The organism is Nonomuraea sp. KM88, assembly GCF_052245635.1.
Classification (GTDB): Bacteria; Actinomycetota; Actinomycetes; order Streptosporangiales; family Streptosporangiaceae; genus Nonomuraea.
In genome coordinates this window covers 347150-368040 of the sequence record NZ_JBQQCC010000010.1, presented here as the reverse complement: position 1 = coordinate 368040, position 20891 = coordinate 347150, and the positions used below count along the sequence as shown (strand labels likewise).

General features: G+C 71.3%; 20 protein-coding genes. 4 read left to right on the top strand and 16 right to left on the bottom strand.

The window, feature by feature from the left end; all coding sequences use genetic code 11:
• On the top strand, positions 1-220 hold a 220-nt coding region (locus tag ACTWPV_RS28975), incomplete at its 5' end, for a hypothetical protein (RefSeq protein WP_443154208.1).
• 299 nt (positions 221-519) lie between these two features.
• Here the strand turns inward: ACTWPV_RS28975 and ACTWPV_RS28970 are convergent.
• The gene (locus ACTWPV_RS28970; protein WP_443154207.1) at positions 520-963 is read right to left on the bottom strand and encodes a MarR family winged helix-turn-helix transcriptional regulator; all 444 of its coding nucleotides are present in this window, start codon (positions 961-963) and stop codon (positions 520-522) included.
• 103 nt (positions 964-1066) lie between these two features.
• Between ACTWPV_RS28970 and ACTWPV_RS28965 the strand changes: the two genes are divergently transcribed.
• Complete coding sequence (locus ACTWPV_RS28965) at positions 1067-1450, top strand: PPOX class F420-dependent oxidoreductase (RefSeq protein ID WP_443154206.1); 384 nt, start codon at positions 1067-1069, stop codon at positions 1448-1450.
• A 5-nt stretch (positions 1451-1455) separates the two neighbouring features.
• Here ACTWPV_RS28965 and ACTWPV_RS28960 read toward each other — a convergent pair whose 3' ends face one another.
• Positions 1456-2061, bottom strand: a complete 606-nt coding sequence (locus tag ACTWPV_RS28960; RefSeq protein WP_443154205.1) for an HAD family hydrolase — start codon at positions 2059-2061, stop codon at positions 1456-1458.
• 32 nt (positions 2062-2093) lie between these two features.
• On the opposite strand from ACTWPV_RS28960, the gene ACTWPV_RS28955 reads away from it, so the two are divergent.
• On the top strand, positions 2094-3557 hold the full coding sequence (locus ACTWPV_RS28955) for a glycosyltransferase family 39 protein (protein ID WP_443154204.1): 1464 nt from the start codon (positions 2094-2096) through the stop codon (positions 3555-3557).
• Between the two features lie 58 nt (positions 3558-3615).
• Here ACTWPV_RS28955 and tyrS read toward each other — a convergent pair whose 3' ends face one another.
• Positions 3616-4881 carry a tyrosine--tRNA ligase gene (tyrS, locus tag ACTWPV_RS28950; protein ID WP_347648836.1) on the bottom strand — a complete coding sequence of 422 codons (1266 nt, stop codon included), beginning with the start codon at positions 4879-4881 and terminating at the stop codon, positions 3616-3618.
• A 93-nt stretch (positions 4882-4974) separates the two neighbouring features.
• Between tyrS and ACTWPV_RS28945 the strand changes: the two genes are divergently transcribed.
• Positions 4975-5376: a PH domain-containing protein gene (locus ACTWPV_RS28945; protein ID WP_443154203.1), complete on the top strand. Its 402-nt coding sequence runs from the start codon at positions 4975-4977 to the stop codon at positions 5374-5376.
• Here the strand turns inward: ACTWPV_RS28945 and ACTWPV_RS28940 are convergent.
• The 13 genes from ACTWPV_RS28940 to ACTWPV_RS28880 all read right to left on the bottom strand — a co-directional run bounded on the left by ACTWPV_RS28940 (position 5316) and on the right by ACTWPV_RS28880 (position 20689).
• A complete protein-coding gene (locus ACTWPV_RS28940) occupies positions 5316-6065 on the bottom strand; it encodes a DNA-3-methyladenine glycosylase (protein ID WP_443154202.1) in 750 nt (249 codons plus the stop codon). The genes ACTWPV_RS28945 and ACTWPV_RS28940 overlap by 61 nt on opposite strands.
• Positions 6047-7468, bottom strand: coding sequence for an argininosuccinate lyase (gene argH / locus ACTWPV_RS28935; protein WP_443154201.1), 1422 nt, complete (start codon positions 7466-7468; stop codon positions 6047-6049). Before argH ends, ACTWPV_RS28940 begins: the two co-directional genes overlap by 19 nt.
• Positions 7469-7571: 103 nt before the next feature.
• Positions 7572-8771 carry an argininosuccinate synthase gene (locus tag ACTWPV_RS28930; protein ID WP_443154200.1) on the bottom strand — a complete coding sequence of 400 codons (1200 nt, stop codon included), beginning with the start codon at positions 8769-8771 and terminating at the stop codon, positions 7572-7574.
• 67 nt (positions 8772-8838) lie between these two features.
• Positions 8839-9333: an arginine repressor gene (locus tag ACTWPV_RS28925; protein WP_347648980.1), complete on the bottom strand. Its 495-nt coding sequence runs from the start codon at positions 9331-9333 to the stop codon at positions 8839-8841.
• 8 nt (positions 9334-9341) lie between these two features.
• A complete protein-coding gene (argF, locus tag ACTWPV_RS28920) occupies positions 9342-10292 on the bottom strand; it encodes an ornithine carbamoyltransferase (RefSeq protein ID WP_443154199.1) in 951 nt (316 codons plus the stop codon).
• Positions 10289-11455: an acetylornithine transaminase gene (locus ACTWPV_RS28915; RefSeq protein ID WP_443154198.1), complete on the bottom strand. Its 1167-nt coding sequence runs from the start codon at positions 11453-11455 to the stop codon at positions 10289-10291. Before ACTWPV_RS28915 ends, argF begins: the two co-directional genes overlap by 4 nt.
• Positions 11455-12327, bottom strand: coding sequence for an acetylglutamate kinase (gene argB, locus ACTWPV_RS28910; protein WP_443154197.1), 873 nt, complete (start codon positions 12325-12327; stop codon positions 11455-11457). The genes ACTWPV_RS28915 and argB overlap by 1 nt, the downstream gene beginning before the upstream one ends.
• Positions 12324-13535 (bottom strand): bifunctional glutamate N-acetyltransferase/amino-acid acetyltransferase ArgJ, encoded by a 1212-nt coding sequence (gene argJ, locus ACTWPV_RS28905; protein ID WP_443154196.1) that lies wholly within the window; start codon positions 13533-13535, stop codon positions 12324-12326. The genes argB and argJ overlap by 4 nt, the downstream gene beginning before the upstream one ends.
• 67 nt (positions 13536-13602) lie before the next feature.
• Complete coding sequence (argC, locus tag ACTWPV_RS28900) at positions 13603-14625, bottom strand: N-acetyl-gamma-glutamyl-phosphate reductase (RefSeq protein ID WP_443154195.1); 1023 nt, start codon at positions 14623-14625, stop codon at positions 13603-13605.
• Positions 14626-15051: 426 nt separating this feature from the next.
• Positions 15052-17091 (bottom strand): bifunctional aldolase/short-chain dehydrogenase, encoded by a 2040-nt coding sequence (locus tag ACTWPV_RS28895; RefSeq protein ID WP_443154194.1) that lies wholly within the window; start codon positions 17089-17091, stop codon positions 15052-15054.
• 6 nt (positions 17092-17097) lie between these two features.
• Entirely contained in the window at positions 17098-18309 is a 1212-nt protein-coding gene (rhaI, locus tag ACTWPV_RS28890) for an L-rhamnose isomerase (protein WP_443154193.1), read from the bottom strand.
• Between the two features lie 10 nt (positions 18310-18319).
• Positions 18320-18637, bottom strand: coding sequence for an L-rhamnose mutarotase (locus tag ACTWPV_RS28885; RefSeq protein ID WP_347648848.1), 318 nt, complete (start codon positions 18635-18637; stop codon positions 18320-18322).
• A gap of 123 nt (positions 18638-18760) precedes the next feature.
• Positions 18761-20689, bottom strand: a complete 1929-nt coding sequence (locus tag ACTWPV_RS28880; RefSeq protein WP_443154192.1) for a beta-galactosidase — start codon at positions 20687-20689, stop codon at positions 18761-18763.
• Positions 20690-20891: the final 202 nt, after the last annotated feature.

The window sequence follows — 20891 nt, the reverse complement described above, 5'->3', positions numbered from 1 at the left end:
AAAAGGTCTGAACCCAACTAACAAAAAGGAATCCATCAACCGACAAACGTCGATCAACGGGGTTGTGCATCATGCACTGGCTTTTAACACACTGTTGAGTTCTCAAGAAACGCACGCGTCCATCCTCGCCTTGATTCTCTCGAATCGAAACTCGGAGGCGTCTTTTTGCTTGCTTCACTTTATCAGGCGGCCTATTTCTCCGTCAAACCCGGAGGTTTGAAGAAAATCGGCCAACCTTCTTAGGATGGTGCACTCCGCTTCCGCGGAGACCCCCGCAACTTACCGTGCCATCCGAGGCGTGTCGAAACAACCGGTTTTTCGGCGATCGCGACGCACCCGCAGACGGCTCGGGCTTGAGCACGCCGAAGCGACTCCGCCGATTGGCTCGTCTCTTTCAAGGGGCTTGCCCTGGGGCCCGTCCACCTGACCGGCGTCCGGCTCACACCCGGGGCGAAGTGAAAGACTAGGTCGTGATCCGCAACACGTCAAATCGTCCCGCCCGCCCGGCGTGGCGGCCGGTCACGATTCGGGCGTCACGCGGGCGATGGCCTCCACGCAGCGGGCCAGCAGGGCCCGCAACGCCGCGCGCTCCTCGGCGCTGAACTCGCCCGCGATCGCGCGTTCGATCAGCACCGCCCGCTCGTCCGCGGCCTCCAGCGCCGCGAGCCCGGCGGGCGTGAGCCGGGTCTCCAGGACGTTGCGGTGCCAGGGGTGCGGCGACCGTTCGACCAGTCCGCGTTCCTCCAGGTTCTTGAGCACCACGGTCATGGCCTGCGGAGTGACGAGACACGCTCTCGCCAGCGCCGCGCCCGAGATGCCGGGGCTGTCGGACAAGGCGAACAGCGCGGCGTACTGCGGAACGGTCAGCCCGGCCGGCCGGACGGCCGCCTGCTTCGCGGCGATCAGAGCCTGCTCGGCGCGCTTGATGTCCAGTCCGAGCCGTTCGTCAGCAGGCATGCCCATAGCGGGGAGCGTACAACCTCATACGATCATTCCAGTCTTGATATACATCAAAGCTTTGATACTGTGCCCACGTCCGATGCCCTGAGAAGCGAGGAGAACGCGGATGATTCCCGCAAGCCACCTGGACCTGCTCAGCCGACCGCTGTTCGCCCACCTGGCGACACTCGGCCCCGACGGAGCCGTCAACGTCAACCCGGTATGGACGGTCTGGGACGGTGAGGTCCTGCGCTTCACCACCACGACGGACCGCAGGAAGTGCAGAAACATCATGGAGAACCCGCAGGTGGCGGTCTCCGTCAACGACCCCGACGCGCCGTACCGTTATGTGGAGATCCGTGGGGTGGTCGAGCGGGTGGAGCCCGACCCGTCGGGCGACTTCTTCGACACGCTGGCCGAGCGCTACGGCCTGGAGTACGAGCGGCCGGTCGCCGATGCCGAGCGGCGGGTCGTGATCGTGATGAGGCCGACGCACACCACCCGGCAGTGAGGCGCTCAGGGGCGGATCGTGATCGTCTCGGCGAGGGCCCGCACCTGCCGCGGCGACTCGTACAGCTCCGCCGCCATGCCCGCCTCGCGCGCCGCGACGACGTTCACCAGGTTGTCGTCGAAGAACAGGATGTCCTGCGGCGTCGCCCCGATCCGCTCGGCACAGATCTCGTACGCCCGACGCTCCGGCTTGGCCGCCCCGATCCGGCACGAGAACGTCAGCGAGGCGAACCGTCCCAGCCAGTCACCATGACGCGATTCCCAGAAGGGCACCAGGTCCTCGATGATGTTCGACAGCAGGCCCAGCCGGTGCCCCTGGTCCGCGAGGTCGTGCACGACCTCCACCATCGACTCGTCCACGTCGCTCCAGCTGGCCAGGTCGGCGCCGATGAGCGCGGGCACGTCCGGGAAGCGGGTCCCCAGCCGGTCCGCCACCGCGTCCCAGTACGCGACACCGCTCTGGCCCTCGTCATAGAGCGGCCGGCAGGCCCAGTACGCCTCCCAGAACCGCTCCTCCGGTACACCCGCCAGTTCGACGAGCCGCCGCCGGCTCTCCGGGCTCTGGGTCCGGGCAATCACGCCATAAAGGTCGAACACCATCACATTGGCCATACGCCCGACCCTACGGCGCGTATCCTGCCCCGGTGACCACTGCCGCCACGCTTGCTCCCCCTGCTCGTCCCGCCGCGCGTGTCCGCACGTCAGCGCCCTGGTGGATGGCGTCCCTCGCCGGGATCGCGGCGTTGTCCGGCACGGGCTCCGCCACCCTGAACGGCGACGAGCTGGCCACCGTCAGCGCCGCCTCCCGGTCGTTGTCCGGCCTGTGGGAGCTGGGCCAGCACATCGACGGCCATTTCCTGCCCTACTACCTGTTCATGCACTTCTGGGTGAAGGCGGGCACGGCGGAGCTGTGGCTGCGGTTCCCGTCGGCGGTGGCGATCGCCGTGGCGGCCTGGTTCCTGGCGGACCTGGGCCGGCGCCTGCACAGCGTCCGGGCCGGCGTGGCCGGTGCGGCCGTTTTCGCGATCCTGCCGACGGTCTCCTACTACGGGGCCTTCGCCAGGTCGTACGCCTTCGCCGCCGCCGCGGTGGTGCTCTCGTTCTGGGCGCTGCACCGGGCGCTCCGGCGGCCGGCCGCCCGGCGGTGGGTGCTCTACGGCGTGGCGGTCGCGCTCGTGTGCTCCACGCACCTGTTCGCGGTGCTGGTGCTGCCCGCTCAGCTGTGTCTGGCCCGCCGCGACGTGCTGGCGCGGATGGCCGCGGCGCTGGCCGCCGGGTGTGTTCCCGCCGTGGTGCTGGGGCTCATCGGGTACGGCGAGCGGCACGCCATCAGCTGGATCCCGCAGCGGGGGCCGGAGGTATGGCTGAAGTTCCCGAAGATGGCGGCGGGGACGACCGGGCTCGGCGTGATGTTGTTCGTTCTGGCCGTGGCCGGGGCGGTGCTGCTGTGGGCGGCGGCGCGCAGGCGGGTCCCGGGCGTGGCCGCAGGCCCGTGGGCGTTCGCGCTGGCGGGGTGGCTCGTGCTGCCGCCCGTGCTGCTGCTCGCGGTGTCCCACCTGGTGACGCCGGTCTACGTCGACCGCTACCTGTTCGTGACCGCTCCCGCGCTGGCGCTGCTGGTCGGGATGGCCGTGGCCGCTCTCCCCCGGTTCCACGTGGTGGCCGCCGTGGCGGTCGTGCTCCTCGGGTGCGTGCTGTCGGTCCAGCAGCATGTGGACGTACGCGAAGAGAACGGGCGCTTCGAGAACATCCCGTGGGCGCTGCGTGTGATCAAGGCCGAGCCCGACGACGCCATCGTGTACGGGCAGAGCCAGCTGCGCGCGGGCTTCGACTACTACGCCGACTCCTTGATGCCGGTCGACGTGCTCAGGACGGGCGACGCCCCCGATCCCGGCGGGTTCGGCCATCCGGAGCGCTCCGATGTCTCGGCGGCCCTGGAGCGGCACGACCGGGTGTGGGTCGTCTGGCGCGGGACGAAGAAGTCAGGGCTGGAGGGCGACGGCATCGACCGGGTCGGGGAGGTGCGGGAGGCGGGCTTCGAGCTCGGCCTCGCCAAGCACTCCGGCGATCTGCCGGGGCTTACGGTGACGCTCTTCACCCGCCCGTGAACGCCGTACAAGGAGAAGGCGGGCCGCCCCGAACGGGAAGGGCCCGCCTCGCACCCGGTCAGCCGACCTCGACGCCGCCGATCGACTTCTTGCCGCGGCGCAGGACCAGGTAGCGCCCCGCCAGCAGGTCATCGGAGGTCGGCACGTAGGACTCGTCGGTGATCTTCACGTTGTTGAGGTACGCCCCGCCCTCCTTGACCGCCCGCCTGGCCGCCGACTTCGACTCCACCAGGCCGCTGTCGGACAGCAGGTCGACGAACGCCGCTCCGAGCGAGCCGACCTTGGCCTTCGGCACCTCGGCGAGCGCGGCCCCGAGCGTGGCGGCGGGCAGCTCCTCCAGCGTGCCCTGGCCGAACAGCGCCTTGGAGGCGGCCACGACCGCGTCGAGTTCGTGCTTGCCGTGGAGGAGCTCCGTGAGGTCCTCGGCCAGAGCGCGCTGGGCCTGGCGGGCGAAGGGGCGCTCGGCGACGGCCTTCTCCAGTTCCTCGATCTCCTCGCGGCTCTTGAAGGTGAACACCTTGAGGTAGTGGACGACGTCACGGTCGTCGGAGTTGAGGAAGTACTGGTAGAAGGCGTAGGGCGAGGTCATCTCGGGGTCGAGCCAGAGGGCGCCGCCCGCCGTCTTGCCGAACTTCGTGCCGTCGGCCTTGGTGATGAGCGGCAGGGTGAGCGCGTGGACGTGCGCGCCCTCGATGCGGCGGACCAGGTCGGCGCCGGCGGTGATGTTGCCCCACTGGTCGCTGCCGCCGATCTGCAGCGTGCAGCCGTAGCGGCGGAACAGTTCCAGGTAGTCGTTGGACTGCAGGATCTGGTAGCTGAACTCGGTGTAGCTCAGACCCTCACCCGACAGCCGCGCGGACACGGCCTCCCTGGCCAGCATGCGGTTGACCGGGAAGTGCTTGCCGATGTCGCGCAGGAAGTCGATCGCGGTCAGCTCGCCGGTCCAGTCGAGGTTGCTCACCATGAGCGCCGCGTTCGGCTGCGCGTCGAAGTCGAGGAACCGGCCGACCTGGCCGCGCAGACGTTCCACCCATTCGGCGACGATGTCGCTGGAATTGAGCGCGCGCTCGGTGTTGCGCCCGCTGGGGTCGCCGATGAGGCCGGTCGCGCCGCCGACCAGGCCGATCGGGCGGTGCCCCGCGAGCTGGAAGCGGCGCAACGTCAGCAGCGGCACGAAGTGGCCGACGTGCAGCGAAGGAGCGGTGGGGTCAAAACCGGAATAGACCGTGATCGGTCCCTTGGCCATGGACGCGCGCAGGGCGTCGAGGTCGGTGGACTGCGCGATCAGGCCTCGCCACGCGAGGTCATCGAGAATGTCGGTCACGGTGCCGGCTTTCCAGTAGACGGGTTGAGGTTGATTCGATACAAGCGTGCCTGATCGCTCGGGCAGGCCGCCACTTGGATACGCTTCGTGTCCATGTGGAGGGTCCGTCGCGAGCTGGCCGTTTTGAAGATCTTAGGGGCTCTGGCATGCGCCGGACTCGCCCTTTACTGGTGGGCGGGAGCCGACGTGGGCGGCGTGATCCTGGCCGTTCCCGCGGCCGTGCTGATCGGCGCGATGGGCCTGCGGGACCTGCTCGTTCCCGTACGGCTGGCGGCCGACGAGAGCGGGATCACCGTGGTGCACGGGTTCGCGGGCAGGCGGCACGTGCCGTGGGAGGCGATCTGCGACATCAAGGTCGACGTCCGCAGGCGGTGGGGTGTGCGCAGCGAGATGCTGGAGATCGACACCGGCGACTTCCTGCACATCTTCAGCCCTCACGAGCTGGGCGCCTCGCCCACGGAGGTGGCCGCGGCGTTGCGGCGCCGGGGCACGTGAGCGCGGTACGGCGAGACGGCCGGGTCGCCGTCGATCCAGAACCGCCACGGCGTCTCCTTGGCCGTCGAGACGCCCGTGCGAGGGCCCGACCTGATCGCGGACGGGTCCGCGGGGCGGCCCTCCAGCATGACCACCGCGCCGTGCGGGACACCGGTGAGCCGGTGATCCCGCGTTAACAGCCTCTCCGTCTCGCCGGGCGCGCCCGGCCAGATCGCGTCGATCCCGTTGTGCTCGCGGAGCAGGCCGAGGGCGACCGCCAGCCTGGCCGGCCCGCGGGCGAGATCACGATCGGCGACCCGCCGGCCGCCGCCACCGGAGGCCGCGCTGCCCGAACGGCGGGCGCGGGCGACGTCCGCGCCCGCCACCACCTCGCCTGCCCGCAGCAGCACGGCCGAGCCCGAGCCCTCCGGCAGGCACACGAGGTTCGCGCAGAAGTGCATGCCGTAGGTGAAGTACACGTAGACGTGGCCGGGCGGGCCGAACATCACGGCGTTGCGCGGTGTTCTGCCGCGATAGGTGTGGGCCGCTGGATCCTCTCCCGGGCCGCCGTACGCCTCGACCTCGGTCAGGCGCACGGCGACGGGACCGTGCACGAGGACGCGCCCGAGCAGGTCGGGCGCCACCTCGGGCGACGGCCGGTCGAAGAAGCTCCGCGGCAGCGGGGCGGAGCTCAGCTGCCCGCCGCCCATGCCGCCTGCGCGTCGACGGACTCGCGCAGGGCGACGAGCTGGTCGCGTACGCGGTCGGGTGCGGTGCCCCCGTGTGCCTTGCGCGCGGCCAGCGCGCCGGGCACGCTCAGCACGTCGCGGACGTCCGGAGTCAGGTGCGGCGACACCTTGACCAGCTCGTCGTCGGTCAGCTCGCCGAGGTCCTTGTCGTTGACCTGGCACCACACCACGAGATGGCCGACCGCCTCGTGCGCCTCGCGGAAGGCCACCCCGCGGCGCACGAGCAGCTCGGCCAGGTCGGTGGCCAGCGCGAAACCGTCGGGGGCCGAAGCCTCCATGCGGGCGGTGTTGACGCGCATCGTCGCCACCAGGCCGGCCATCGCGGGCAGGACCAGCAGCAGCGTGTCGACCGCGTCGAACACCGGCTCCTTGTCCTCCTGCAGGTCACGGTTGTAGGTCAGCGGCAGGCCCTTGAGGGTGGTCAGCAGCGCCGTCAGGTCGCCGATGAGCCGCCCCGACTTGCCGCGGGCCAGCTCGGCCACGTCGGGGTTCTTCTTCTGCGGCATGATCGACGAGCCGGTGGAGTAGGCGTCGTCCATCTCGATCCAGCGGAACTCCTGCGAGGCCCACAGGACGATCTCCTCGCCGAGCCGCGACAGGTGAATGCCGATCATGGCCGCGTCGAACAGGAACTCCGCCGCGAAGTCGCGGTCGGCGACGGCGTCCATCGAGTTGGGCGCGGCGGAGGAGAAGCCCAGCTCCTCGGCCACGGCCTGCGGGTCGAGCGGCAACGAAGAGCCCGCCAGCGCGCCGGCCCCGAGCGGGGAGACCGCGGCGCGTTTGTCCCAGTCGGTGATGCGGTCGATGTCGCGCGCGAAGGCGTGCACGTGGGCCAGGAGCTGGTGGCCGAACGAGACCGGCTGCGCGTGCTGCAGGTGCGTCATGCCGGGCGCGGCCGTGTCGGCGTGCTGCTCGGCCTGCGCCATCAGCGCCGTCTCCAGCTCGACCAGGCGGGACACGATCGTGCGGGCGTGATCGCGAAGGTAGAGGCGCAGGTCGGTGGCGATCTGGTCGTTGCGCGAGCGCCCGGCGCGCAGCTTGCCGCCGAGCGAGCCGAGCCGCTCGAGCAGGCCGCGCTCCAGCGCGGTGTGCACGTCCTCGTCGGCGACCGTCGGCCGGAACTCGCCCGCCTTGCAGGCGCGCTCCAGGTCGTCGAGCGCGCCGATCATGCGCTCGAGCTCCTCCTCGCTGAGCAGCCCCGCCCTGTGCAACACCCGGGCGTGCGCCCTGGACGCCGCCAGGTCGTACGGGACGAGCCGCCAGTCGAAGTGCACGCTCACCGACAGCCGGGTCAGCGCGTCGGACGGACCTCCTTCGAAGCGTCCGCCCCACAGCCGCATCGGCTTGCCATCACTCACCGTCATCTCCTCCGTGCCGTGTTCAATGATCGCGCCCGCTTCGTGGTCGTCGGCATCGTGTCTCGCGCTCCCCCGAGCTCCTGCGCTCCGGCCGCGACCTTAGTGCAACTCAACGCCTTTTCGCGTCGCGCGCGGCCGCGATCTTAGCCGGGAGGGAGAAGAGCTGGACGAAGCCCTTGGCCAGCGACTGGTCGAACGAGTCGCCGGTGTCGTAGGTGGCGAGCGAGAAATCGTACAGGGAGTCGTCGGAGCGGCGGCCGGTCACCGTGGCGTTGCCGCCGTGCAGGGTCATCCTGATCTCCCCGTTGACGTGCTTCTGGACGTCGGCGATGAGGGCGTCGAGCGCGTTCTTGAGCGGCGAGAACCACAGGCCGTCGTAGACGAGCTCGCTCCACCTCTGGTCGACGCCCCGCTTGAAGCGGGCCAGGTCCCGCTCGACGGTGACGCTCTCCAGCTCCTTGTGGGCGGCGATGAGCGCGATCGCGCCGGGCGCTTCGTACACCTCGCGCGACTTGATGCCGACCAGCCGGTCCTCGACCATGTCGATGCGGCCGACGCCCTGCGCGCCGGCACGCTTGTTGAGCTCGTCGACCACCTGGAAGGGCGTGAGCGCCCGGCCGTCGACCTTGACCGGGACACCCTGCTCGAACGTGACGACGACCTCGTCGGCCGGGCGCGGCTGCCTGGGGTCGGCGGTGTAGGAGTAGACCTCCTCGGTCGGGCCGTTCCAGATGTCCTCGAGGAAGCCGGTCTCGACGGCGCGGCCCCAGAGGTTCTGGTCGATGGAGAACGGGTTCTTCTTCGACGTCTCGATGGGCAGGCCCTTGGCCTCGGCGTACTCGATGGCCTTGTCGCGGGTCCAGGCGAAGTCTCTCGCGGGTGCGATGATCTCGAGGTCGGGGGCCAGCGCCGCCAGGCCGGCCTCGAAGCGGACCTGGTCGTTGCCCTTGCCGGTGCAACCGTGGGAGACGATGGTGCCGCCGAAGCGCTTGGCCGCCGACACCAGGTGCTTGACGATGAGCGGTCGTGACAGCGACGACACCAGCGGGTAGCGGTCCATGTAGAGGGCGTTGGCCTGGAGCGCGGGCACGCAGAAGTCGGCAGCGAACTCCTCCTTCGCGTCGACGACGACCGACTCGACCGCGCCGCAGTCCATGGCCCGCTTCTGGATGAGCTCCATGTCCTCGCCGCCCTGGCCGAGGTCCACGGCGACGCAGACGACCTCGGCGTTCATCTTCTCGGCGAGGTAGGGGATGGCGACCGAGGTGTCGAGACCGCCGGAATATGCGAGAACCACTCTGTCGGGCATTGTGCTTCGTCTCCAGTGCTGAATGTCAGGATGTCCCGTACGGCGGAGCCCACTCACGCGGAGTGGGCTAACTACGTCGGTCGGCCACCTTCAGCAGCGCGTCGGCGACCGCCTCGCCGCCCATCGGGTCGCGGCTGATGACGAGGATCGTGTCGTCGCCCGCCACGGTCCCGAGAATGGACTCCCAGTCGGCGTGGTCGATGGCGGAGGCCAGGAACTGGGCCGCGCCCGGAGGAGTGCGCACGATGACCAGGTTGGCCGAGGCCTCGGCCGCGACCAGCAGCTCCTCCGCGATGCGGTGCAGCCGCGCCGCCGGGGTCTCGCCGGTGCCGAGCCTGGCCAGCGGGATGCGGCCGCCGCCCTCGCCGGGCAGCGCGTACACCAGCGAGCCGTCCTCGGCGCGCAGCTTGAGCGCGCCGAGCTCGTCGAGGTCGCGCGAGAGCGTGGCCTGGGTGACCTCGACGCCGCTCTCGGCGAGCAGCTTGGCCAGCTCGGGCTGGGAGCGCACGGCCTGCCGCTGCAGCAGGTCGGTGATCTTCGCCTGCCGCGCCGCCTTGGTCATCGGGATGATCACGCGCCCTCCGGCACCCTGGTCGGGTCGGCGTGCGTGGCCAGCCAGTGCAGCAGCGCCTTCTGGGCGTGCAGGCGGTTCTCCGCCTGGTCCCACACGACGCTCTGCGGGCCTTCGAGGACCTCCTCGGTGATCTCGTTGCCGCGGTAGGCGGGCAGGCAGTGCAGCACGATCGCGTCGGCCGCGGCGTGGCGGAGCAGCTCGGCGTTCACCTGGTACGGCATGAGCGCGGCGACCCGCTCCTCCTTCCCCTCCTGCCCCATGGACACCCACGTGTCGGTGGCGACCACGTGCGCGCCGTGGACGGCGGCCTCCGGATCGGTCAGCGCGACGACGGAGCCACCGGTCTTGGCGGCGATGGCGGCGGCCTGGCCGAGGATGACCGGGTCGGGCTGGTAGCCGGCCGGGGCGGCGATCCGTACGTGCAGGCCGGCCGTGGCGCCGCCGAGCAGGTAGGAGTGGGCCATGTTGTTGGCGCCGTCGCCCAGGTAGGTCAGCGTGCACCCGGCCGTGCGGCCCAGCCGCTCGTGGACGGTCTGCAGGTCGGCGAGGATCTGGCAGGGGTGGAACTCGTCGGTGAGCGCGTTGACCACCGGCACCCGGGAGTGGGCGGCCATCTCGTCGATGAGCTCCTGCCCGGAGGTGCGCCAGACGATGGCGGCGACCTGCCGGTCCAGCACCCTGGCCAGGTCGGCGGTGGGCTCGCCGCGGCCCATCAGCACCGAGACGTTGTCGACGACCAGCGGCAGGCCGCCGAGCTCGCCGATGCCGGTGTGGAAGGAGATGCGGGTCCTGGCGGACGGCTTGTCGAACAGCACCGCGACGGTGCGCGGCCCCTCGAACGGCCGGTAGCCGAACCGGTCCTTCTTCATCGCGGCGGCGAGCTCCAGCACCTCCGCCTGCTCGACGGGCGACAGGTCGTCGTCTCTGAGGAAGTGACGGATGGTCATGCAGCCGCCTCCGTGAGGATCCGCGGGAACGACGCCACCAGGGCGTCCACCTCGTCCGCCGTCACGACGAGCGGCGGCGCCAGGCGCACCGCGTCCGGCTGGAGCGCGTTGACCAGGAAGCCGGCCGCCGCGGCGGCCTTCTGCACCTGGGCCGAGCGCGGCTCGCGCAGCACCGTGGCCAGCCACAGGCCGCGGCCGCGCACGCCCTCCAGCAGCGGATGGTCGATGGCCTCCAGCCCTTCGCGCAGCCGTGCGGCCACCGACCTGACGTGGCCGAGGTCGAGGTTGTCGAGGACGGCCAGCGCCGCGGCGCAGGAGACCGGGTTGCCGCCGAACGTCGAGCCGTGGTCGCCCTTCTCGAACAACCTGCCCACGTCGCCGAAGCCTACGCAGGCGCCGATCGGCAGGCCGCCGCCCAGGCCCTTGGCCAGGGTCAGGATGTCGGGGGTGACGCCGTCGGCCTGGTGGGCGAACCAGTGGCCGGTGCGGCCGATGGCGGACTGGATCTCGTCGGCGACCAGCAGCGCGCCGGTCGAGTCGCAGATCTCGCGGGCCGCCTCGAGGTAACCGCCGGGCGGCGGCACCACGCCCGCCTCGCCCTGGGTGGGCTCCAGGAAGAGCGCGATGCAGTCGCCGGTCATGGTCTCCTTGAGCGCGTCGGCGTCGCCGTACGGGACGAAACGCACCTCCACCGGGAACGGGCCGAACTGGTCGCGGATCGCCTTCTTGCCGGTCAGGGAGAGCGCGCCGATCGTGCGGCCGTGGAAACCGTTCTCGGCGGCGACGAAGTAGGAGCGGCCCTCGCGCCGGCCGTGTTTGAGCGCGAGCTTGTAGGCGGCCTCGTTCGCCTCGGTGCCGGAGTTGGCGAAGAAGACCCTGGCCGGGGCGTCGAGCATGCCGAGGAGTTTCTCGGCGAGCAGGACCTCGGGCTCGTGCAGGAACAGGTTGCTGGTGTGGGCGAGCGTGGCGACCTGCCGGGAGACGGCCTCGACCAGGGCGGGATGGGCGTGGCCGAGCGAGCTGACCGCGATGCCGCCGATGAAGTCGAGATATTCCCTGCCGTCGACGTCCCATACGCGGGTGCCCTCGCCTCGGGCCAATGCCACAGGGGGGACCCCGTAGTTGCCCATGAAGGCTTTCTCGAACCGTTGGAACAGGTTCATCAGGGCATCACCATCGTTCCGATCCCTTCGTTGGTGAAGATCTCCAGCAGCATCGAGTGGGGGACGCGGCCGTCGAGCACATGGGCCCTGGGCACGCCCCCCTGCACGGCCGTCAGGCAGGCCTCCATCTTGGGTACCATGCCGCTGGACAGCGTGGGCATCATGGTCGCGAGCTCGTCGGCGCTCAGCTCGTCGATCACGTCGGTGTCGTCGGGCCAGTTGGCGTACAGGCCCTCCACGTCGGTGAGCACGATCAGTTTGCGGGCCTGCAGGGCCACGGCGAGCGCGGCGGCCGCGGTGTCGGCGTTGACGTTGTAGATCTCTCCGTCGTCTCCCCGAGCCACGCTGGAGACGATCGGGATGCGGCCGTCGTCGAGCAGGGCGGCGACCGCGCCGGGCTCGACCTTGATGATCTCGCCGACCTGGCCGATGTCGACCGGCTCGCCGTCGACGACCGCGTGTTTGCGCACCGCGGTGAACAGGTGGGCGTCCTCGCCGGACATGCCGACGGCGAACGGGCCGTGCCGGTTGACCAGGCCCACGATGTCGCGGTTGACCTGGCCGACCAGCACCATCCTGACGACCTGCATGGCCTCGGGCGTGGTGACCCGCAGCCCGGCGGTGAACGTGGACTCGATGCCCAGCCGGTCGAGCGCGCTGCTGATCTGCGGGCCGCCGCCGTGCACGACGACCGGGCGCAGGCCGGCGTGGCGCAGGAAGACGACGTCCTCGGCGAAGCCGGACTTGAGCGCCTCGTCGGTCATCGCGTTGCCGCCGTACTTGATGACGACGGTCGCGCCGTGGAAGCGGGTCAGCCACGGCAGGGCCTCGATCAGCGCCCCGGCCTTGGTGTGCGCGGTGGTCAGCCTCATGAGGAGTACGCCGAGTTCTCGTGGACGTAGGCGGCCGTCAGGTCGGTGGTGTGGACGGTCGCGGTCTGCGGGCCGGCCGACAGGTCGATGGTGATCGTCACGTCCCTGGCACTCATGTCCACCTTGTCGCGGTCGTCGCCCACCGCGCCGCCCCGGCAGATCCAGATGCCGTTGATGGCGACGTTGAGGCGGTCGGGCTCGAACTCGGCGTCGGTGGTGCCGACGGCGGCCAGCACGCGGCCCCAGTTGGGGTCCTCGCCGTGGATGGCGCACTTGAGCAGGCTGGACCGGGCGACCGCGCGGCCCACTTTCACGGCGTCGTCCTCGTCCGCCGCGCCGACCACCTCGATGGCGATGGCCTTGGAGGCTCCCTCGGCGTCGACGAGCAGCTGCCTGGCCAGGTCGGCGCAGACCTCGGTGACCTTCTGCTCGAACTCGTCGAGGTCGGGCCTGACCCCGGACGCGCCGCTGGACAGCAGGAGCACGGTGTCGTTGGTCGACATGCAGCCGTCGGTGTCGAGCCGGTCGAACGTGACGGCCGTGGCCCTGCGCAGCACGGTGTCGAGCTCGTCGCCGGTCAGGTCGGCGTCGGTGGTGATCACGCAGAGCATGGTGGCCAGGGCGGGGGCGAGCATGCCGGCTCCCTTGGCCATCCCGCCGACCATGTATCCCCGGGCCCCCGAGGACCCCCCGGACTGCAGGGAAGAGGCTTCCTCCCCCGCAGCGGCTTCGCCGCCGCGCTTGAACGAGATCTTGGAGACGGTGTCGGTGGTGCGGATGGCGTCGGCCGCGGCCAGGCCGCCGTCGCGGGCGAGCTGGGCGGCGGCGGTCTCGACGCCCGCCAGCAACTCGTCCATCGGCAGCCGCTCGCCGATGAGGCCGGTCGAGCAGACCGCGACCTCACCCGCGGAGTCCTCCAGGAGCGCGGCCACCTTCTCGGCGGTGGCGTGCGTGTCCTGGAAGCCCTCGGGGCCGGTGCAGGCGTTGGCCCCGCCGGAGTTGAGGACGACCGCGCGCAGCCGCCCGCCCGCCAGGACCTGCTGCGACCAGAGCACGGGGGCGGCCTTGACGCGGTTGGCGGTGAAGACGCCCGCGGCGGCGCGGCTGGGGCCGTCGTTGACGACGAGAGCGAGATCGCGGGCGCCGCCGGGCTTGATCCCTGCGGCGACTCCCGCGGCCCTGAAACCCAGGGGTGCCGTGACGCTCATGACACCGCCTTCCACGGGGACGGGAGCGATGAGCTCCCGTGCTCGTCGGTTGATGCGCTGCGCTTGCTCAAGGTGCAACTCCTGTCAGGGGAAGGCCGAGCTCTTCCGGCAGGCCGAGGGCGATGTTGACGCTCTGGACGGCGCCCCCGGCCGTGCCCTTGGTGAGGTTGTCGATGGCGATGACGGCGACCACGCGGCCCGCGCGCTCGTCGAGCGTCACCTGCAGGGCCGCGGTGTTGGCGCCGTAGGTCATGGCGGTGGCCGGCCAGACGCCCTCCGGCAGCAGCCTGACGAACGGCTCGCTCTTGAGCGCGACCTCGTACGCCGTGCGCAGCGATTCCTTGGTGACGCCCGGCGCGGCCGGGGCGGAGCAGGTGGCGAGGATGCCGCGGCTCATGGGGGCCAGCGTCGGGGTGAACGAGACGCGCACGGGAGCGCCAGCGACCGCCGACAGCCCCTGCTCCATCTCGGGCGTGTGCCGGTGGACGCCGCCCACGGCGTAAGCGCCGGCCGAGCCCATGACCTCGCTGCCGAGCAGGTGGGGTTTGGGCGACCTGCCCGCCCCGCTGGTGCCGGAGGCGGCGACGACGACCACGTCGGGCCCGGCCAGCCCGGCGGCGAGCGCGGGCGACAGGGCGAGCAGGACGGAGGTCGGATAGCACCCGGGGACGGCGATCCTGGTCGCCTGCCTGAGCACCTCGCGCTGTCCTGGCAGCTCGGGCAGGCCGTAGGGCCAGGTGCCGGCGTGCTCGCCGCCGTAGAACTCCTGCCAGGCGGCGGGGTCGGCGAGCCGGTGGTCGGCGCCGCAGTCGACGACCAGCGTCTCCTCGCCGAGCGCGGCGGCGACGGCGGCGGAGTGGCCGTGCGGCAGCGCGAGGAAGACCACGTCGTGCCCGGCGAGCGTGCCGGCGGTGGTGTCGTCGAGGACGCGGTCGGCCAGCTGGGGCAGGTGTGGCTGGTGGGCGCCGAGACGGCTGCCCGCGCTCGAGGCCGCGGTGAGCGCCCCGATCTCGAAATCCGGATGGCCCAGCAGGAGGCGGAGCAGCTCACCGCCCGCGTAACCGCTGGCTCCCGCGATCGCCGCTCTCATCCTGCCGCCTCCTGCATATTCATGCATCCTAGCTCATGACCTTGCTGGTGAAAATGATGCACTGGTGAGGATGAATATGCAAGCCGCGATGAGCCCGGGCGACCACATCGTGAGACCCGGCTGTCTCCGGGCGTGGCGTCCAGCGCTACCGCCCCGCAGCGGTCATGACGTGGCCGGACGCGTGGACGCCGGGGAGGATGGCCGGAGCGCGCCGCCCGGCTTTCCCGCGGGCGGGCCCGGCGGCGGGGGCATGGGACGGCCCGGGCGGGGCGGACCCGGCACGTGGCTGCCGGCATGAGGGGCGCCGGGCGGCTCGTTGCATGCCTTCACCTATGACCCGGCGACCGCGATGTTAATCCTGGGTGTCGCAGATTCCCAGCAGGGGACGTACCGGGCGGGCCCGTTCCGGGGCCCGCCGGGTCCGTGTCAGCGGAGGAAGGCGGCCGCCACGCCCGCGTCCACCGGGACGTGCAGCCCCGTGGTGTGGGTCAGGTCGCCGCCGGTGAGCGCGAAGACCGCGGCGGCCACGTGCTCGGGCAGGACCTCCCGCTTGAGCAGGGTGCGCTGGGCGTAGAACTCGCCCAGCTTCTCCTCCTCCACCCCGTAGACGGCCGCGCGGTTGGCGCCCCAGCCGGAGGCGAAGATGCCGGAGCCGCGCACCACGCCGTCGGGGTTGACGCCGTTGACGCGGATGCCGTGCCCGCCCAGCTCGGCGGCCAGCAGCCGCACCTGGTGCGCCTGGTCGGCCTTGGCGGCGCCGTAGGCGACGTTGTTCGGGCCGGCGAAGACGGCGTTCTTGGAGGAGATGTAGACGATGTCGCCGCCCATGGCCTGGTCGATCATGACCCTGGCGGTCTCGCGGGAGACCAGGAACGAGCCGCGCGCCATGACGTCGTGCTGCAGGTCCCAGTCGGCCAGGGTGGTCTCCAGCAGCGCGCGCGACAACGACAGGCCGGCGTTGTTGACCACCAGGTCCACGCCGCCGAAGGCGAGCACGCCCGCGCGGACGGCCGCCACGACCTGCTCCTCCGAGGTGACGTCGACCGCGACCGCCACCGCCACGTCCGCCTCGCGGTACGCGCCCGCGCCCAGCTCGGCGGCCACCTTCTCGGCGGCGGCCACGTCGCGGTCGGCGACGATCACGCACGCGCCCTCGGCAGCGAGCCTGCGCGCGGTGGCCGCGCCGATGCCCGAGCCGCCGCCGGTGACCAGCGCGACGCGCGTGGCCAGCGGCTTGGGCCTGGGCATGCGGCGGAGTTTGGCCTCCTCCAGCTCCCAGTACTCGATGCGGAACTTCTCCGACTCGGGGATGGGCGCGTACGTGGAGACGGACTCCGCGCCGCGCATGACGTTGATGGCGTTGACGTAGAACTCGCCGGCCACGCGGGCGGTCTGCTTGTCCTTGCCGAACGAGAACATGCCGACGCCCGGCACGAGCACGATCGCCGGGTCGGCGCCGCGCATGGAGGGCGAGGCGGGGGTGGCGTGCCGCTCGTAGTAGGCGGTGTAGTCGGCGCGGTAGGCGGCGTGCACCTCGCGCAGCCGCTCGGCCGTCTGCTCCAGCGGCGCGTCCGGGGGCAGGTCGAGCACGAGCGGCGCGACCTTCGTACGCAGGAAGTGGTCGGGGCAGGACGTGCCCAGCGCGGCCAGCCTCGGATGCTCGGCCCGGGAGACGAAGTCGAGCACCTCGGGCGTGTCGGTGTAGTGGCCGACGACGCGCATGTCGGTCGAGGCCAGGCCGCGGATCAGCGGGAACAGCGCGGCGGCGCGGGCGTGCCGCTCCTCCTCCGGCAGCGTCCGGTGGATCACCGCGCCGAACGGTTCCGCGCGGCCGTGCTCGGCGAGGTACGCCTCGGCGGTCCTGATGATCTCCAGCGAGCGGGCCTCGCACTCCTCGGACGTCGAGCCCCACGCGGTGATTCCGTGTCCGCCGAGCACGCACCCGATGGCCCGCGGGTTCGCCTCCTTGACGGCGGCGATGTCCAGGCCCAGCTGGAAGCCCGGCCGCCGCCACGGCACCCACACGACCCGGTCGCCGAACACGCGCCGGGTCAGCTCCTCGCCGTCGGCGGCGGTGGCCAGCGCGATGCCCGCGTCGGGGTGGAGGTGGTCGACGTGCGCGGCCTCCACGAGCCCGTGCATGGCGGTGTCGATCGACGGCGCGGCCCCGCCCTTGCCGTGCAGGCAGTAGCCGAAGGCCGCCACCATCTCGTCCTCGCGCTCCACGCCCGGGTAGACGTCCTTGAGGGCGCGCAGCCGGTCGAGGCGGAGCACGGCCAGGCCGGACTCCTTGAGCGTGCCCAGATCGCCGCCGGAGCCCTTGACCCAGAGCAGATCGACGTCCTCGCCGGTGACCGGGTCGGGCGCGGCGCCCTTGGCCGAGGTGTTGCCGCCCGCGAAGTTGGTGTTGCGGGGGTCGGCGCCCAGGCGGTGGGAGCGTCCGAGCAGTTCGTTCACGACGTCCATGGTGGTTCAGGCCCCCCAGCCGGCCTGCTCGCCGCCGACGCGCTCGGCGGCGATCTTCTCGAAGTATCCGGACTTGGCGTACGCGCTCATCGGGTCGGGCGCGAGTCCCATCTCCTCGCGCAGCTCGGCCAGCAGCGGGCGCACGTCGGTGTTGTAGGCGTCCATGAAGACGGCGTTGGCGCCCAGCACGTCACCCTCGGCCTGGGCGGCCGACAGCGCCTCGCGGTCGACCAGCAGCGCCTTGGCGGTGGCCTCCTGGACGTTCATGACCGAGCGGATCTGGCCGGGGATCTTGGGCTCGATGTTGTGGCACTGGTCCAGCATGAACGCCACCCTGCGGAGGGCTGCGCCCCCCGCATCCCCCCCTGCAGGCCCGGTGCTTTGCTCGTCCCTTCCGTCGTCCAGGGCTCCGCCCCGGACGACCTCGTACATGATCCGGAAGAGCTGGAACGGGTCCGCCGCGCCCACCATGAGGTCGTCGTCGGCGTAGAAGCGGGAGTTGAAGTCGAAGCCGCCGAGCTTCCCCTCGCGCAGCAGGAACGCCACGATGAACTCGATGTTGGTGCCCGGCGCGTGGTGCCCGGTGTCGACCACCACCTGCGCCTTGGGGCCGAGCTTGGCGCAGTGCGCGTACGCGGTGCCCCAGTCGGGCACGTCGGTGGCGTAGAAGGCGGGCTCGAACAGTTTGTACTCCAGCAGGAAACGCTGGCCCTCGCCGAGCCGCTCGTAGACCTCGGCCAGCGCCGCGGCCAGGCGGTCCTGGCGGGCCCTGATGTCGTCCTGGCCCGGGTAGTTGATGCCGTCGGAGAACCACAGCTTGAGGGTGTCGGAGCCGGTGGCGTCCATGATGTCGACGCACTCGAGCAGGTGGTCGGTCGCCTTGCGGCGCACCCTGGCGGAGGGGTGGGTGACGCTGCCGAGCATGTAGTCGTCGTCCTGGAAGACGTTGGAGTTGATCGCCCCGATGCCGACGCCCGCCTCGCGGGCGTGCCGGGCCAGGTCGGCGTAGTCGTCCACCTTGTCCCACGGGATGTGCAGCGCGACCGTGGGGGCGATGCCGGTGTGCGCGTGCACCTGGGCGGCGTCGGCGAGCTTCTCGTACGGGTCGCGCGGCACCCCCTTCTGGGCGAACACCTTGAACCGGGTGCCGCTGTTGCCGTAGGCCCAGGAGGGCGTCTCGATGTGCTGCGCCCGCAGCACGGCCTTGATGTCAGTCATGACTCCCCGATCAATCCAGGTGGAAGACTTCGGTCAGCGGTCTCATGCCCTCGTCGGGCCGGCCGTCGAGGTTCTCGAAGAACGGCGCCATCTCCGCCTGCCAGCGGGCGTTGACCTCGGTCTCGGCCATGGCCTTCTGGGCGGCCTCGAAGTCCTCGGTCTCCAGGTAGCCCACGAGCAGGCCGTCGTCCCTGAGGAAGAGCGAGTAGTTGTGCCAGCCGGTGCGCGACAGCGCCTCTCGCATCTCCGGCCAGACCTCGCGGTGGCGTTCGCGGTATTCCGCCAGCCGCTCCGGGCGGACTTTCAGCAGGAAGCAGACGCGTTGCACCGGCACTCTCCTCAAAACGTTTTAATGCTTCGCCAGGAAACTACGATTCCAGCTGCCCGCTGTCAATGCGCATCAGGGTCCTCAGCGGCCCCGGCGCAGGTTGGGGGCGCCGGGACCGTCAGGTCAGCCGCTGATCACGCGGACGTCGCCCGCGGCCACGGTGACGGATTCGCCCGAGGCCGTGGTCACGACGGCGTCCCCGGCCGTGTGATTGATCGCGAACAGGTGGGAGCGGCCGTCGGGGTGGGACCGCCGCACGACCTCGACCCCCGGCGGGCTCGTCGCGGGCGGCCTCGCCTCGGCCTCGGCGCAGACCGTGGCGATCACCTCGGCCAGCGCGTCGTCGTCGAGCCTGGTGGTCAGGTAGTGGGCCGCGCCGTCGCCCCACACGTTGCGGGTCCAGGCGGGCTCCCCGGTGGCGTAGGTGTCGAGGACCTTCGCGCTGGTGGCGTGCGCGACCTCGCTCCACACGCTCCCCGACCCGCCTGAGGCCAGCCGGATCGGGCCGTCCAGCGGGAAGAACTCCTCCACGGTGACGCCCAGCAGGTCGCGCCACGCCCCGGGATAGCCTCCGAGACGCACCCGGTCGTGCTCGTCGACGATCCCGCTGTACGGGCCGACGAGCGTCACGCCGCCCGCCCGTACGAACCTTTCCAGGTTGGCCGCCCCCGAGTCGCTCACCAGGTAGAGCGCCGGCACCAGGACCAGGCGGTAGCCGGTCAGGTCGCCTTCGGGGTGCGCCAGGTCGCAGGTGATGCCGGCCCGCCACAGCGCGGCGTGCCAGCGCTTGGCCTCCTCCACCGGGTCGAGCTCGGAGGAGGGCTGGGCGGGGTGGTCCTGCGCCCACACGCTGGAGTGGTCGACGAGGATGGCGACGTCGGCGTTGACCCTGCTGCCCGCCACCTCGGCGAGCCCGGCCAGCTCGGCCCCGAGCGCGCTCACCTCGCGCCAGACCTTGGTGCCGACGCCGGCGTGCGGGAGCATCGCCGAGTGCCACTTCTCGGCGCCGGCCCGCGCGGCCCGCCACTGGAAGAACATGATCGCGTCGGCGCCCCTGGCCAGATGGGCCAGTGAGTTGCGGCGCAGCTCGCCGGGCGCCTTGGCGCGGTTGCGCGGCTGCCAGTTGACCGCGCTGGTCGAGTGCTCCATCAGCAGCCACGGGCGGCCGCCGTTGAGCGAGCGCGCGTAGTCGGCGGCGAAGGCCAGGTCGATGTGCGGCTCCGCGCGGGCGCCGATCAGGTAGTGGTCGGTGGAGACCACGTCGAGCTCGGCGGCGAAGGCCCAGCAGTCCATGTCCCAGTGGGCGCCCGCCATGAGGTTGGTGGTCGCGGGCACCCCGGGGGTGAGCTCGCGCAGCAGGTCCCGCTCGGCGATGTAGAGCTCGACGAGCGCGTCGGAGCTGAACCTGCGGAAGTCGAGCTGCTGGCCGGGGTTGGTGAAGCTGGGGGTGTCACGCGGCGGCAGGATCTGCGCCCACTCGCCGTAGTGCTGTGACCAGAACGCGGTGCCCCAGGCGTCGTTGAGCGCCTCCAGGGAGGCGTAGTGGGAGCGCAGCCAGGCCCGGAACGCGGCGGCCGAGGTGTCGCAGTAGCAGCGGGCGTTGTGGCAGCCGTACTCGTTGTGCACGTGCCACAGGGCCAGGGCCGGGTGGTCGCGGTAGCGGGTGGCCACCTGCTCCGTGACGCGCAGCGCCTTCTCGCGGTAGATCGGCGAGCTGGGACAGAAGCCCTGCCTGCTGCCGTGGTGCAGCCGCCGGCCGGCGGAGTCGAGCGGCAGCGCCTCGGGGTAGGCGTCGCCGAACCAGGGTGGCGGGGAGGCGGTCGGCGTGGCCAGGTTGGCCGCGATCCCGTTGGCGGCCAGCAGGTCCATGACGCGGTCGAACCAGCCGAAGTCGAACACGCCCTCGGCGGGCTCCAGCAGTGACCACGAGAAGACGCCCACGCTGACCCGGTTGACGCCGGCCTCGCGCATCAGCGCGACGTCCTGCTCCCACGTCTCCTCGGGCCACTGCTCGGGATTCCAGTCGCCGCCGTAGGCGATGACGTCCGGCATGAAGCCTGCCTTTCGAGATACTGTTAGCGCTCACAGCTGGTGACGCCAGGGTTCACGGAGGGATTAAAACGTTCTGCGCCGCATGGCACAAGCCCCGGTCACCCGTCCCGCCACCTTGGGGCCCATCCGGCCTGCGCATGCCGCGCCCGCAGCGCGGCACGGACGGTGCGCGGCGACGCCGCCGGCCCCGGCGAGGGCTCCC